At 48.4% G+C, this 14088-nt stretch carries 10 protein-coding genes and 2 pseudogenes; 9 read left to right on the forward strand and 3 right to left on the reverse strand.

Annotated elements, in window-relative coordinates; translation table 11 throughout:
- Window positions 1–39: 39 nt before the first annotated feature.
- The 6 genes and pseudogenes from F8561_RS06960 (at window position 40) to F8561_RS06985 (ending at window position 3577) form a co-directional block, all read left to right on the forward strand.
- Complete coding sequence (locus F8561_RS06960; protein WP_072420586.1) at window positions 40–297, forward strand: YjhX family toxin; 258 nt, start codon at window positions 40–42, stop codon at window positions 295–297.
- 10 nt (window positions 298–307) lie between these two features.
- Window positions 308–1945: pseudogene (locus F8561_RS06965) on the forward strand (methyltransferase domain-containing protein).
- A gap of 127 nt (window positions 1946–2072) precedes the next feature.
- Window positions 2073–2324, forward strand: coding sequence for a zinc ribbon domain-containing protein (locus F8561_RS06970; RefSeq protein WP_100167015.1), 252 nt, complete (start codon window positions 2073–2075; stop codon window positions 2322–2324).
- Between the two features lie 20 nt (window positions 2325–2344).
- Window positions 2345–2527, forward strand: a pseudogene (locus F8561_RS24540) (VOC family protein); the annotation flags it as partial.
- Window positions 2528–2768: 241 nt separating this feature from the next.
- Window positions 2769–3185 carry a putative zinc ribbon protein gene (locus F8561_RS06980; RefSeq protein WP_151887280.1) on the forward strand — a complete coding sequence of 139 codons (417 nt, stop codon included), beginning with the start codon at window positions 2769–2771 and terminating at the stop codon, window positions 3183–3185.
- Window positions 3179–3577 (forward strand): zinc-ribbon domain-containing protein, encoded by a 399-nt coding sequence (locus F8561_RS06985; RefSeq protein WP_226778008.1) that lies wholly within the window; start codon window positions 3179–3181, stop codon window positions 3575–3577. Before F8561_RS06980 ends, F8561_RS06985 begins: the two co-directional genes overlap by 7 nt.
- A gap of 423 nt (window positions 3578–4000) precedes the next feature.
- On the opposite strand, the gene F8561_RS06990 is transcribed toward F8561_RS06985, so the two are convergent.
- The 3 genes from F8561_RS06990 to F8561_RS07000 form a co-directional block, all read right to left on the reverse strand.
- Complete coding sequence (locus tag F8561_RS06990) at window positions 4001–7282, reverse strand: type I restriction endonuclease subunit R (protein ID WP_096111254.1); 3282 nt, start codon at window positions 7280–7282, stop codon at window positions 4001–4003.
- Between the two features lie 84 nt (window positions 7283–7366).
- Window positions 7367–8767 carry a restriction endonuclease subunit S gene (locus F8561_RS06995; protein WP_151887281.1) on the reverse strand — a complete coding sequence of 467 codons (1401 nt, stop codon included), beginning with the start codon at window positions 8765–8767 and terminating at the stop codon, window positions 7367–7369.
- On the reverse strand, window positions 8757–10361 hold the full coding sequence (locus tag F8561_RS07000; protein WP_096111252.1) for a type I restriction-modification system subunit M: 1605 nt from the start codon (window positions 10359–10361) through the stop codon (window positions 8757–8759). The genes F8561_RS06995 and F8561_RS07000 overlap by 11 nt, the downstream gene beginning before the upstream one ends.
- Before the next feature lie 415 nt (window positions 10362–10776).
- Between F8561_RS07000 and F8561_RS07005 the strand changes: the two genes are divergently transcribed.
- The 3 genes from F8561_RS07005 (at window position 10777) to F8561_RS07015 (ending at window position 14088) form a co-directional block, all read left to right on the forward strand.
- On the forward strand, window positions 10777–12378 hold the full coding sequence (locus tag F8561_RS07005) for a hypothetical protein (protein ID WP_000126516.1): 1602 nt from the start codon (window positions 10777–10779) through the stop codon (window positions 12376–12378).
- Window positions 12379–13021: 643 nt separating this feature from the next.
- The gene (locus F8561_RS24325; RefSeq protein WP_000185033.1) at window positions 13022–13510 is read left to right on the forward strand and encodes a hypothetical protein; all 489 of its coding nucleotides are present in this window, start codon (window positions 13022–13024) and stop codon (window positions 13508–13510) included.
- Window positions 13507–14088: a hypothetical protein gene (locus F8561_RS07015; protein ID WP_002431130.1), complete on the forward strand. Its 582-nt coding sequence runs from the start codon at window positions 13507–13509 to the stop codon at window positions 14086–14088. Before F8561_RS24325 ends, F8561_RS07015 begins: the two co-directional genes overlap by 4 nt.

The raw sequence follows: 14088 nt of genomic DNA on the forward strand, positions 1-14088 counted from the left end.
TGCACGTTTTGCACATGATGATTAAACAGGTTTTCCAGTATGAATTTATCCCGTCAGGAACAACGTACCTTACACGTTCTCGCCAAAGGTGGTCGTATTGAGTACGTTCGTGATACGTCTGGCCGCGTCACCGCCGTTGAATGCTACACCCGCGAAGGGCTGTTGCTCACCGACTGCACCCTCGCCACCTTCAAAAAACTCAAAACCAAAAAACTGATCAAGTCCGTCAACGGTCAGCCCTACCGCATCAACACCACCGGGCTGAATAACGTTCGCGCACAGCTTGATAACCGCTAAGGAGAGCTTGATGGATATCAGCACCCTTATTTGCTCATCCCGGCACATTCAATTGTCGGCGGAGGAAAGCAAAATCCCCTGGGACGAACCGGCCTTCAGCCAGCGCATGCTGGCGAACCATTTGTCGCAGGATCACGACTGGGCCAGCCGTAGGCAGGAGGTCATTGAGCAGCAGGTCGAGTGGATCGCCAGTCAGTTATCCCCTGGCGCACATATCCTCGATCTTGGCTGCGGCCCCGGGTTTTATACCCACCGCTTAGCGGAGCGTGGATTTCACTGCACCGGCGTTGATTTCTCACCGGCATCCGTGAGCTGGGCCCGTCAGCAGGCGCAGAACGCAGGAATGAATATCGACTATGTTCAGCAGGATGTCCGCGCATACTGGCCGGATAAATCGTTCGATTTCATCATGATGACATTCGGGGAACTGAATGTGTTTAGCACGGCAGATGCGCGCTCACTCGTCAGCCGCTGCGCGCTGTGACTGGAGCCGGGTGGCAGGCTGCTCACTGAAGTCCATACTTTCGACGAAGTTAAACGTCAGGGAATGGCTGAACCGAGCTGGCAACGCTGTCCGGACGGATTGTTTCTTGACGTCCCTCACCTGTTGCTGACGGAGCATGGCTGGGATGAGGAAGCACAGACCAGCTCAACACAGTTCTGGGCCATAGAAGCAAACGGTCACACCACCCGTTTCGGCAGCCAGATGACGGCCTGGCGCGATGACGAGTACGTCAGCCTGCTCGGGAATGTCGGTTTTACCCTGCTTCCTCCTCCTGAAAGCCACGACTGGCCAGTCAGCGAGACATTTGAAGGAAAGCTGTTTGTTCTGCTGGCTGAAAAAGCCAAACCCTCAGAGGAGCCTCCTCTTCATACACAACGCAATATAAGGAATTCCACATTGGATATCCCACGTATTTTTACTATCAGTGAAAGCGAACACCGCATCCACAACCCGTTCACCGAAGAGAAGTACGCCACGCTGGGTCGCGTGCTGCGCATGAAACCGGATACCCGCATTCTTGATCTCGGCAGCGGCTCGGGAGAAATGCTCTGCACCTGGGCCCGTGATCACGCCATTACCGGGGTCGGTATCGACATGAGCCAGTTGTTCAGCGAGCAGGCCAGACGCCGCGCGGAGGAACTCGGCGTCAGCAACCGGGTTCAGTTCATTCATAACGATGCCGCCGGATACGTTGCAGAAGAGAAGTGCGATGTGGCCGCCTGCGTCGGCGCGACATGGATTGCCGGCGGATTTGCCGGGACCGTCGGGCTGCTGGCTAAGAGCCTGAAACCGGGCGGGCTCATGCTCATCGGAGAACCGTACTGGCGTCAGCTTCCCGCAACAGACGAGATTGCCCAGGCCTGTGGCGTCAGCTCGCGGGCTGATTTCCTGACGCTTCCCGGGCTTGTCAGCGCGTTCGATGAACTCGGCTATGACGTGGTGGAAATGGTACTGGCGGACCAGGAAGGCTGGGACCGGTATGAGGCCGCGAAATGGCTGACCATGCGCCGCTGGCTGGAAGCCAACCCTGACGACGACTTCGCAGCGGAAGTCAGGGCCGAGCTAACACGTTCGCCAAAACGTCACGTAACGTACGCGCGGGAATACTTTGGCTGGGGCGTGTTCGCGCTCATCGCCAGGTAAGAACAGGTTCCCGGTATTTCTGACTGGAGATACCGGGAGCTTCGCCTTTGCTTTGATCTGATGCATCACCTGCACAATGCATATTCAGTATGTTTATTAATCAGGACGTCGCCATAAGGAGCATCATATGTCACAACATGAACAGTTCTGTCAGGCTTGCGGAATGCCGATGTCGGCACCCGATGCACACAGTGCCAGCGATCACTATTGTGCGTACTGCAGCGACAGCAACGGCAATCTCAAACCCTGGGAAGAAGCGGTGTCAGGCTTAGCCAGCTTCCTTGATTCCTGGCAAAAAGTCGGCCCGGAAGAAGCACAGAAGCGGGCAAAACGTTATCTGACGGCAATGCCCGCCTGGGCTCATAAAGCGGACGAGTGATTTGAAATGGTGTGCTGATCGCCCGGATTGCCCGCTCAGCCAAGCATATCCAGCAGCTTCACGCGCTCGCTTTAAACCACGGCGGCACGGACGAGGGAGCACCTGGCCTGCGTCCGCATTACGGCGAAGGTTTCTACAGTGCTTGCGTCAGAGACCCCGATGGCAACAAGCTGGCATTCGTGAATTACACAGCACAATTCTGAGAACGATAAATCGGGGGTCTTCACGCCCCCATCTAAAACTGAACCCATCCTGCAGATTTCAAAGAAGCGTTGGACGAGTTGATAAATGCCGAGATGTCTGACTGTTTTTACGCCAGAACGCCATAGTGTGACAACCGCAGTACTATCCCCCTTTCCCCCTTTAAATCACTCAACCACATGATGTCCGTCTGCTCCTCGGGGACGGCTTACGCCTGCGTGTTGTCTGACTGGAGTCAATACAATGTTTGCCAAATCCTGGATCGATCTCGACGAGAATGGTCGTCTGTCCGGTGCTCAAACTGCGCAGACCGCCCCTTATGACCGCTATATCTGCCACCTCTGCGGTAGCGTGCTGCAATACCATCCTGGATACGAAACTGAGCGTCCGTGGTTCGGGCACACTGACGGCGGCCTGACGGAGAATGGCAGGCAGCATTGCCCTTATGTGAATCCGGAAAGCAGTGAAACCCGGCTGATAAACCGGCTGCAACGGTTTGTGCCTGACGCCCGTCCAAAGGTCAGGAAAGCTGACTGGCACTGTTCGCAATGTTCTGGTGATTACCATGGGGAACGTTATTGCCTGAACTGCCAAACCGGAAAGTTCAGCATCGTGGCCACTTCCATAGCAAGTATGGGAGAGGTGATATTAGAATGCTGAAATGCCATCTCGCTATTACGCCCCTGGGCCATCACATCACCGCTGAGGATGCTGTCAACACCAGCCCCAGAGTCTGGAGCTGCATTCACTGCGGTTGTGGACTCATCCTTCATGCAGGCTCACAACAGGAGGCAGCCTGGTTTGAACATGACCAGCTCAATGTCGCCAACAAGTTGCTGATGGGATGCTCATATCTCGACCCAGAGGTGAAAGAAGACGCTCGACAAAGAAAGCTGAAGTTGATGCTGGCAGCCGTGGAGCCTGCACCAATGGTTTTGTCGTGGCACTGCGTTTTGTGCAAAAGAGATTATGATGGAGAAAGACACTGTCGAACCTTTGGCACTGGCATTTACAGCACAGAACTGAATCTAAAGACAGCCTCGCCATCCTAAGCATCAACATCAACATCAACATCAACATCAACATCAACATCAACATCAACATCAACATCAACATCAACATCAACATCAACATCAACATCAACATCAACATCAACATCATTTTCGCACTTCCCCTTTCAGATAGAATGACCCTATCCGAAATGAATGAACCACGGACGTACCCTTCTAGATACCGATAGAAACGTAAAAGGTCAGGCGGTAGCTGCTGATCCAGATCGCGGACGGCAAGCCCGTGAACAATACGATACCAGCATAGTTCTTTGCGTTATGGAGGCTCGGGACAGACTTACAATAACGTCAGGCTACTGACAACCCCGTGTCACCGAGATTACTTCGTACGGTAGCAGAAAGCTCGGTGAAACGGGTTTAGATTGCTGAGTATTTCCGAGGAAAGGGTTCCCTCAATTTGATAAATCAGCTATGCAAGTACTTCTTAAAGTTCTCCGCCTGCTCCAGCACGCTCTTGTAGACCTCATCATTGGCTACCGGGGGGAAGCCATAGCGGTGCAGGAGAAGGATAAGGTCTACTTTCAGCTTGGCCTTAATGTCATCGCGGTTGCTCCAATCGGGGTACTGGGCACTGTCATCGACAATCACCTTCATCTCTTTGGCCAATTCCAACATCTTATCGTCGTCATAGGTGAAATCGTACTTCTCGCACATATGCGCTAGGATATCGAGAAAGGCTTTCTCTTCCATGTCAATGCCAATATCGGCGAACGACATCATCTCGGTCTTAATGTCGTAGATCATGTCGGCCATTTGCTTGGTGAATGTATCGAACTCTTCACCGTTGAGCACGTCGTTCTCCTTACGCTGGTTGTACTGTTCAACCAGAGCTTGGAAACGTTTGGAGAAGTTGATCCCCTGAAGTTGGTTCACCTTTTGAAAATCGCTGATGGCTTTTGCCAACATTTTTTGCAGTAGTTGCATCCGGGTGTTGGGCAACTTGATCTTGCCAATGCGAGCCATGTACTCATCATCAAATATGTCGATGGTCTCAGCTTTATCTTCGCCTAAAGTAAATATCTCCTCTACTCCCTCAGCCTTAAGTGCCTCGGCAATCATCTCACGCACTTTCTGGTTCATCTGCGCGGTGTCTGGCGCATCGCCCTTAGTCAGCTTGAAGACGATAGAACGCACGGCCAAATGGAAATGAATTCGCTCTCGCTCATCCTGAGTAATCTCTTCACTACCAACGCAAACGTCATAGGCGGCTTTCAGGCGTTTCACCAATCCCATAAAGCGAAGCTCAATCTTCTTAGTCTGCAGGGCAAACTCGGCGGCCCGGTTGAGGCATTCCAGTTGTAGGGTCGGTGCACCAGAGAAGTAATCGCGGCTGTCGAACGTATGGAAAACCTGAGCAAGCAGATGCAGGTGGTTACGCACTTCAATCAGTGACTGCTGGACATCTTCAAAGTTAGATTTATCAGCCTTTGAGTACATAGCCAATGCCATGTTCATCCGGCTTTTAATGCCGATGTAGTCGACTACCAACCCCTTTTCCTTACCCTCAAAGCGTCGGTTTACCCGCGAAATAGTTTGGATCAGATTGTGCTTTTGCAGCGGCTTATCGATGTAAATAGTATCAAGTTCGGGCACATCAAAACCAGTCAACCACATGTCCACCACAATGGCAATTTTGAAGTTGGACTTAGGGTTCTTGAACTGCTTGTCCAGCTCCCGGCGGTACTCCTTAGTACCAAGCAAATTATACATGGCCTCTTCATCATCCTGGCCTCGGGTCATTACCATGTTGACCAGAGGAAGGCTCATCAATTCTTTTTTCTCTTGCTCGGTAAGGGCGACACCATCGATAGCCTGTTTCGCCTCGAACCAATCGGGGCGCTGTAGCTTCAAACTCTTGTAGAAATCGTAGGCAATCTCGCGGCTGGCACAGACAAACATCGCTTTGCCTTTGATAGTCGAACCTTCCGTCACCCGTTTTTCGTAATGCTGGGCGAAATCCTTGGCCAATGCCTCGATGCGATCCGGATCGCCCAGGATGGAATTCATATTGGCCGTGGTTTTCTTGCTCTCTTCAATCTGGTGTTCACTGGCACCCAGTTTTTCACATTCTTGATAATACTGCTCAATCTCTTCCAGCTTACTGTTATCAAGCACCACTTTGGCAGCTCGCCCTTCGTAGACAATCCGCACCGTGATTTCATCGTTAACCGACTCGGTCATAGTGTAGCTATCGATGGTGGGGCCAAATACATCCAGAGTGGCGTCGATAGGGGTGCCGGTAAAGCCAACATAGGTAGCGTTAGGCAGCGAGTCGTGTAGATATTTAGCAAAGCCGTAGGTCTTTTTCACCGTTCCGGTTTCAGCATCGATGCTGATCTTCAGGTCGAGGTTGATCTGGCTTCGGTGGGCTTCGTCAGAAATACAGATGATATTGCTGCGATTGGAGAGCAGTTGGATATCTTCAGTAAACTTGTGGATGGTGGTCAGGAATACCCCGCCGCTAGCGCATCCGGCCAGCTTGTCTCGCAAATCCTGACGGCTGGTGACCGGTTCAATAACTGCATCGCCGATAAAAGCGGTGGCATTGCAGAATTGCTTCGAGAGCTGTTCATCAAGATCGGTGCGGTCGGTAATGAGAACAATGGTCGGACTGGCAAAATCGACGCTCTTCATCAACAACCGGGCAAGGAACTGCATGGTATAGCTCTTGCCACAGCCAGTAGCACCAAAGTAGGTTCCCCCTTTACCGGTGCCACCGATATTCTCGCCGTTAGCCGTTATCTGCTTGCGCTCTTTATTAATGTTGTAGTAAAGCTTGCGGGCGGCGTAATACTGCGGGTAGCGACAGCAGATTTTCACTTCCTGTTTGCTGGTGTCTGGGAAGAAAACGAAGTTCTTCAACACGTCCAGCAAACGGACAGGATGAAAAAGCCCTTGGATCAGAGTGTAAAGACCATTGATGCCATCTTGCTCGGCGGACTCGTTACCATTCACCTTGCGCCAGGCGTAGTAGAACTCGTAAGGGGCAAACAGGTTTCCCAGCTTATTGTTCACCCCATCACTGAGAATACACAGCGCGTTATAGACAAACAGCTTAGGTATATCGCGCTTGTAGCGTACACAAAGTTGGCGCCAGGCGTCGTAGGTGGTGGCCTCTTCTTCACGTACCGCCGATTTAAACTCGAAGACTACCAGCGGCAGGCCGTTCACATACAAGATACCATCGGGGATACGCAGTTGCAGTCCGCCGTCCCGGGCCTGGCCTTCTATCTCCAGTTGATTAACCAACCGGTAGATATTATTGCCCACCTCGGCAATCTCTTCGCCATGCCCTGTGAATAAGCTAGCTAACTGCTCTGATAAGGTGCTGGTATCCATCAGCTCGATATAGAGGTCTTTCTTATTACGATCTTCACGTTTAAGTAAAAAGCCGTTGCTGAGCCAGTGGCAGAAGGTTTTATTGCTCTGGTAGAGATCGCTGGCAGGGAGAGCCTGCAACTGATGGAGGATGTGAGAAATCTCCCCTTTAGTGATCCCCTCAGTCTGATACTGGTTGGCCAGATACTGGCGCAGGTCATCCGTAATCAGCACCTCACTTTTCTCTTTTCGCGGCACATTGCTACCGACAAAATGAGGGTAACAGGGTTGGCCTTCCGCATTCGAGTGCTGTCCCAGTAGGGAGATAATGGCCTGTTCCAGCTTCGCTTCCGTGAAAATATGGCTCATGGCAATGGCTTATTGTTCGGTTGTTAATGGTTATAGGGCTACGTAACCCATCGCTACATCGCCCCACAGGATCGGCCCGCGTACTTAACTGACGAGTTCGGTCTCAATTTCATCGAGGCGAAGCTCACCAGAAATCAGTTTGGGTAGAAGAGTATCTCGTACTTTTAAAAGACTTTGAGACTGCTCATTACTCGAGTTGCCCCATTCAATAAATGATTTGACCCGCTGATGAAACAAATGTTGTACTTCTTTTGTAGGCAAAACTATAGGTTTTCGGTCTAGCGAACCTTTCCACTTAGCATATGGGATGGTTGATCCTTCACAATGAAGGGTTGCATATTCCACAGTTGATTCCTGATATGCTTGGAAAAAAGAGAAATATAGGGATTCCGAATCTTTAGCTGTGAGAGTAAAAACTGTTGAGCGAGTAACTCCATTAAATGGAGCAATGCATACCTTATGGAAATATGGACGCATTGCTCCAAATAGAATATCCCCTTCCTTAAACAAAATCAGACTACTGTTAGCTTCTTCACCAGATTTTGATTTTGAAAGGAGTGGTTCCTTTGTACCAATGCATTCAATTGGTACATATGGAATACGTTTAGTTTCACTCGATGGTTTTATCCGTTCATTTCTTAGTAAAAGAACATCACCTAGTTCTCCAGCCTGCCAACCTTTAGGTATCCATCCTTCCAAACCCAATGAAGGCTCGACGCACTCTTCAAAAGCGGCAGGGAATTGCTGACGAATATCGTTCGATAATGGTTTGAAATCGCTGCTTTCACGCGCAGCTTTACGGAACTCAGCACGGCGCAGTAACTCATCAGAAAACTCTAAATCCTGCTCGAAAAAACCTGCATCCAAGGCGTTATCGACCACGGGGTCAAAATCTACAAACCAGGACTTAAATAGTGCCTGCGCCATCTGCTCCAGGGTTTGGTTTATTTGGCGGTTTAGAGTGATTTTGTCATCGAGGTTTTTTAATACTCTTGCAATTTCAATCTGTTCCTCTTCAGGAGGATAAGATATTTCTAGCCTGCCAATCATTTCGTTGTTAAGACTTGCTCGTGTCGACATCGTTGAAAAAGCGAGCATGGATTGTCGAAATTTAGTACTCCTCAGATAATACCCTACATATTCAGGCACTAACTCGCTGTTCTGATGGGGGCGAAGGCGTTTGCAAAAACCATTAAAGGTCGCGTTTTCATAATCCTGGAGAGCAACACAGCTCATGCCCAGCTCATGCATTGTCTCGCTAGTACGCGTTAGGAATACATCACCACGTTTAACAGAGCAGTTTTCTCGTTCTTTGTCATTGGACTGTACTAAATCACCCAGTTCGTCCGGAGTAAAGTAGTTGTAAAAAACATCCTTAAATGTCAGAAATGGATGCCCACTACCAAAGTCCTTTGCTGGTTTTGATAACCCAGAACGAATATCGTAATGGTCAAGCAGCTTTGTCGTTTTCCAATTACTCCCCATACCCCAGCGCCTCCATATTGGAACGGATAGTCTGATCCAGATTTATCGCTTCATCCAACTGGCGATAGAGGGTCTTAGTCAACTCGTGCATTTTGGTTTCAAAAGCGATGCCATCATCCTCAATATCAACTGCCCCCACATAGCGGCCCGGAGTCAGAACAAAGTCATTATCCTTGATTTCATCAAGTGTGGCGACTTTACAGAAACCAGCTTGATCCTGATATTGCTCGACACTGATTTCATTGGCCTCGATACGACGCTTGAGTTCGCTCTCGCTACTGCGCCAGGCGTGGAAGGTATCGGCTATGGTAGCGATATCCTCTTTAGTCAGCTCTTTTTGGGTACGGCTCACCATCGTGCCAAGATTGCGAGCATCAATAAACAGGGTCTCGCCGCGACGATCGCGGTAGCCATATTGAGGATTGGCTTTTTTGCTTTTGCTGATAAACCACATGCAGACCGGAATTTGGGTGGTGAAGAACAGCTGTCCTGGCAGGGCAATCATGCATTCGATACGATCATCTTCAATCAACTTTTGGCGAATCTCTCCCTCACCGCTGGTATTTGAACTCATGGAGCCATTGGCCAGCACAAAGCCCGCAGTGCCGTCTTCACTCAGCTTGGAAAGCATGTGCAGGATCCAAGCATAGTTAGCGTTGCCGGTAGGAGGAGTGCGAAAACCTGCAAAGCGCGGATCGTTGGTGAGCTCCGCCTCGTTGCGCCAGTCCTTCAGGTTAAAAGGTGGATTAGCCATGATGAAATCAGCCTTGAGATCTGGGTGCTGATCGGCAAAAAAGGTATCAGCCGGGCGCTCTCCCAGATTGCCGGAAAGTCCGCGCACAGCCAGGTTCATTTTGGCCAGCTTATAAGTGGTGCTGGTCAACTCCTGGCCGTAAATAGCGATGTCTTTACTCTTACCTTGATGGCTTTCAACAAATTTTAGGGACTGCACAAACATACCGCCTGAGCCACAGCAGGGATCATAGATCTTACCTTGATAGGGTTCGAGCATTTCAGCAAGCAAAGTCACCACTGCTTTAGGGGTATAGAATTCACCACCACCTTTACCTTCGCTGGCAGCAAACTTGCCAAGGAAATACTCGTAGACCCTGCCCACCAAGTCCTCTTCGGTCAGTTCGCATTCGTTGGCGAGCGTATCGATGTTCTCAATGCTATCAATGAGAGAAGCGAGCCTTTTCACCTCTAATCCCTGGCGTGAGAAGTAGTTATCCGGCAGAGCACCGGTTAGCGACGCATTGCGTTTCTCTATAGTAGAAAGGGCCGTGTCGATGATCACCGCAATATCATCTTGCTTTGCGCGGGCTTTAACATAAGACCAGCGGGCATCTGGTGGCAGGAAGAAGACATTATCCTGTTGATAGAAAACATCCATATCGACAAAGGCTTCTTGGCCGTTGTCGATTAACTGCTTGCGCTTGGCTTCGAACTTGTCGCTGATAAATTTCAGGAATACCAAGCTCAACACTACGTGCTTGTATTCGGAGGATTCCACGCTGCCACGCAGCTGGTTGGCGGTATCCCAAAGTGTTTCTTCGAAGCCTTTGCCAGCTTTCTTGGTTGGTGATTTAGCCATGTAAATGTGTTCTCTTTTTCTAATGAAAAGCAACCGGATTCCCGCGATTTTGGGCTAAGCCCTGATGAGCAGAAACCTCATTATGGGTTAATCCCTGTGCGAGTGGTCGCTAATGTATACAAAGTGATATTGGCTGGGATTATCCCATAAATGCATCCGGATTTAATTGCCGTAGGCCAAAATGGGTACAAATTCTCTGAAGCTCAAATTTCAACCAAGAATGTAGAAAACTTCATGAGGACGCTTGCTTGATGCCAAATAGCTGAAAAGGCTCTGATGAGCTTACAACTCCTACTAGAGTCTTGGGATAAAATGAGCATTAAATGATCCTATACGCTTCACACACTTAATGCATGTCTCCCGCGCTAACTGGGTGTAATCTCTCCAAATTAACGAAAGGATAAATAAAAACGCCATGACAGCACCTTCCCAAATTGACACAACCAGCTTACTCACAATACTGGGCGTCATCGCCGCTGTATGGGCGTTGATATCTCCTACTAGCAGACTACGACTTCGATTCTGCATGGCTTGGTGGGATTGGTGTATCGGTGGCGTGGTCTTTCTCTTCATTCACTATTTAGTATTTGCTCCTGTTTTAGAGAAGCTTGGGCTGTACTACAGCCTAGGGCCATGGAAATGGGGGCTCAATAGCTCAAGTGCGGTTTACCTACTTCTTCTCTCTGTCGCCTTATACTACTTTTGGCGCACAAGGTCTCCTAAACTGGCCAGAGGAAGAGTTCGCATCTTCCGCGAGCTAATTGAAAATTTGCATCTTACAAAGCGTTACGACGAGCTGGTGTTGCTAGTTGAACCCCAATTGTCGAAACTTATTTCCTTAACTAAGCAGCAATCTTGGCTTGTTCGCATAATTAATCATCTAGACAAACCCAACATTGACATGTCTGCTCTATTTGACGGGATTAAACCTCAAGCAAGACCAGCTTGGCGCGTGTACATAAGCCCTTTACTCCAGTATTTGAAGTCGTGCCGTTTGGCTCGCACAGAGGCCAATATACAAGCCCGTGAAATCCTCTTAAATCTAGTCACCTCTCCTGAGCTGACAATTCACCTGGCTCTTAGCCACCCACATTTTTGTCTTAAGCTCCTTCAAGCCGACGAAGTGATACGCTCCGACTTCATTGAAAACTACATGGATGCGTTACTCGATGCACCGGGAAGCCGCCTCTACGTGGAGTTAAAGAATAACCAAAATCTGCTTCGTGGAAATCGTCTGCTGCTACCGGAGAACAACCGATTACTTCGATTCTTCTTCGCCGATGCAGCTTTGGCGATGAATAACGGTCTGGATAATGCCATTGGCACTGCGGTGTGTCGGCGACTGGATGAAGATAATAAACTAGCCGAGAGGTTGAACAAATCATTGGGATCCTACTATGACTCAGGAAGATTTCGTTGCCCGATCAATTCGGGCTTAACGCTCTTTGAGATCATGGTCCATGAGGGTATTCATCAGGGCCTGCAAGACCATATGTGGTTGCATTACTTTGGGCACTTCGCGGAAAAAATTTTGAAGCAAATGGATACGTCACCCGATGAAGAAATCTATCAGGAATGGCCTACACCTTTTCATTATCTTCTTTACCGCTTAATTAGTATCGCTACCGATTGGGCCGAACAGTGCGCGCTCATTGATGATTCAGAGATTCCGGAGGCGACACGCTCCGCTGATAAATTTGACCAACACTATATTTCTAAAGAAGCGACCAAAGTCCTTGGGGTAATGCTCGAATACATCATCCCAAGCGAGAAATTATCTCCTGCATTCAAGAGATATCTGCTGGAAGTGGTCGTACGTTGTTACATCAAACTTGAGAACAATCCCAGGTTATCTGATGTCGCATTGGCACTCTTGACTAACGTAATTATGGGTAAGGATCTTCCGACAAAAATCTCTTATCGTTTAAAACTTCGGGATGAATTTAGGAGTATTGACCACATAATGAGGAAGGATGCTTTGAAGTTTGAACAAACCTTAGATGAATCACTTGCGTGATGTCCAAAACGGATTAGGGTGAAAAGTTAGCGTAAGCTATTAATCCTCTGAAAGCGCATGACTTACTTAAGCCTGCGTTGCTGACGTTCTCGTGAGCTCATGGAAAAAATTTGCCTATAAAAAACCTGCTTGTAAGCTGGCTCTTTTGACTTATGTCACCGTTGCTTGAGACGCATAACCAAAAAAACCTAACAAATTGAATAAAAAGGAATTTATTTAAAATACGTTGTGATTTTCACCAATATTTTGGCGTATGAAGCAACCATTGGGTTAACGTGATCGTAGCTTTAAAATTTGGTTGAGCCTAGCTATGGTATCTGTTCTATGGACGAGTAATCTATTGGAGGTTGCATTGATCGTTCCACTTCAAAAAAAAACTGAGGCTGGAAAGCCTTACACACGTATACCTGAAAATGAAATCAGGTTGGTGGAACTTAGCTCTGTTTCAGATGGAGATCTGGTAGAGCTGTGTCGGCAGAGTAGGACACATCCGCAATACGTTCCCATCGAATGTCTTCTTTACTACGTCCGACGCTGCGCATCAACTAACCCATCCCTTTTTGAACAGCTCTTCAAGGTTCTTTCAGAACGAATACTTAGGAAGCTTCCGAGATCCGAAAGCCAAGGCGGAATTACTGTATCAATGACAAATAGCGACATCCGAGAAGGTGTGTATGACCGCTTCATTGAGATGCTTATGATCGACAAAGCAGGCTACGAAGAACGATTGGACATGTTCGAAGTGCGTTTTGATCTGGCTTTATCGAGATTAAAAAAAGACGCTCAAAGGAAATTTTATCGGGCTGAGAATAGAAATACCGATTTGGGATTTAATGATGATTCGGCCGACCTTAATCCAGAAGTTGAGACTGCATCTGAGGGGTATGATCCTTTTGAGGCAACAGATATCGATAATTATCGTTACCGTTGTAGGCTTGATGCGGCGATTGAGACTCTACCTGAACTACAGCAGAGAATCATTGAAATGACCCGATTAGATATTCCAATAGACTCGATTGACCCAAATGAGATGACTATTTCCAGGGCACTCGATAAGGTTGAAAAGACCATTCGTAATCAAAAAAAGAAGGCACTCGCAAGTCTTCGTATACTGCTTCAAGGGGACCTATGATGACAGGACTTTCACCTCAAGCATCCCTGGAAGAGGTACTAGAGTCATTCTCTATAGAGCATGATGTAGGTACAGCAACCTTGCAAAAATATCTTGCTGCATATCCACATTTTTCAAATGAAATCATAGATCTATCTCGTGAAATGGCAAGAACATTAGCAGAGGATGAGGAACCGCTATCTGAATATGATCGCTGCTTGATCAGTTCGGCCGTCACACGCATCCAAAATGCTCCAGGAAAAACGATGATAGATCCATTCGCTGATCTCTCAGTTCAAAAAATGCGTGATATCTCCAAAACACTAAACTTACCTCGACAGGTAGTCATGGCATTTAGGGAGCGAACCGTAGCTCCAGGATCTATTCCTCAGCGATTTTTAAGCAGATTCGCTGAACTGCTGCAAAGCAGTGTACAACATCTCACAACCGCACTTGAAAAGCCCCCCATGGCGGTTGCAGGAAGTTATAAGTCCGACGGGAAACCGTGCAATGTGCAGAAGATTACTTTCGAACAACTCCTTCGAGATGCTGATTTGTCTGAAGAAGATATCGCTACCTTAATGGAAGAGGACATTTAA

Source organism: Enterobacter sp. 198, from assembly GCF_009025585.1.
GTDB classification, from domain to species: Bacteria; Pseudomonadota; Gammaproteobacteria; order Enterobacterales; family Enterobacteriaceae; genus Enterobacter; species Enterobacter ludwigii.

Excerpts from the sequence above, each read along its gene's own strand:
- F8561_RS06960 (WP_072420586.1), top strand. The coding sequence starts at position 40 with ATGAATTTATCCCGTCAGGAACAACGTACCTTACACGTTCTCGCCAAA.
- F8561_RS06970 (WP_100167015.1), top strand. The coding sequence starts at position 2,073 with ATGTCACAACATGAACAGTTCTGTCAGGCTTGCGGAATGCCGATGTCG.
- F8561_RS06980 (WP_151887280.1), top strand. The coding sequence starts at position 2,769 with ATGTTTGCCAAATCCTGGATCGATCTCGACGAGAATGGTCGTCTGTCC.
- F8561_RS06985 (WP_226778008.1), top strand. The coding sequence starts at position 3,179 with ATGCTGAAATGCCATCTCGCTATTACGCCCCTGGGCCATCACATCACC.
- F8561_RS06990 (WP_096111254.1), bottom strand. The coding sequence starts at position 7,282 with ATGAGCCATATTTTCACGGAAGCGAAGCTGGAACAGGCCATTATCTCC.
- F8561_RS06995 (WP_151887281.1), bottom strand. The coding sequence starts at position 8,767 with ATGGGGAGTAATTGGAAAACGACAAAGCTGCTTGACCATTACGATATT.
- F8561_RS07000 (WP_096111252.1), bottom strand. The coding sequence starts at position 10,361 with ATGGCTAAATCACCAACCAAGAAAGCTGGCAAAGGCTTCGAAGAAACA.
- F8561_RS07005 (WP_000126516.1), top strand. The coding sequence starts at position 10,777 with ATGACAGCACCTTCCCAAATTGACACAACCAGCTTACTCACAATACTG.
- F8561_RS24325 (WP_000185033.1), top strand. The coding sequence starts at position 13,022 with ATGACAAATAGCGACATCCGAGAAGGTGTGTATGACCGCTTCATTGAG.
- F8561_RS07015 (WP_002431130.1), top strand. The coding sequence starts at position 13,507 with ATGATGACAGGACTTTCACCTCAAGCATCCCTGGAAGAGGTACTAGAG.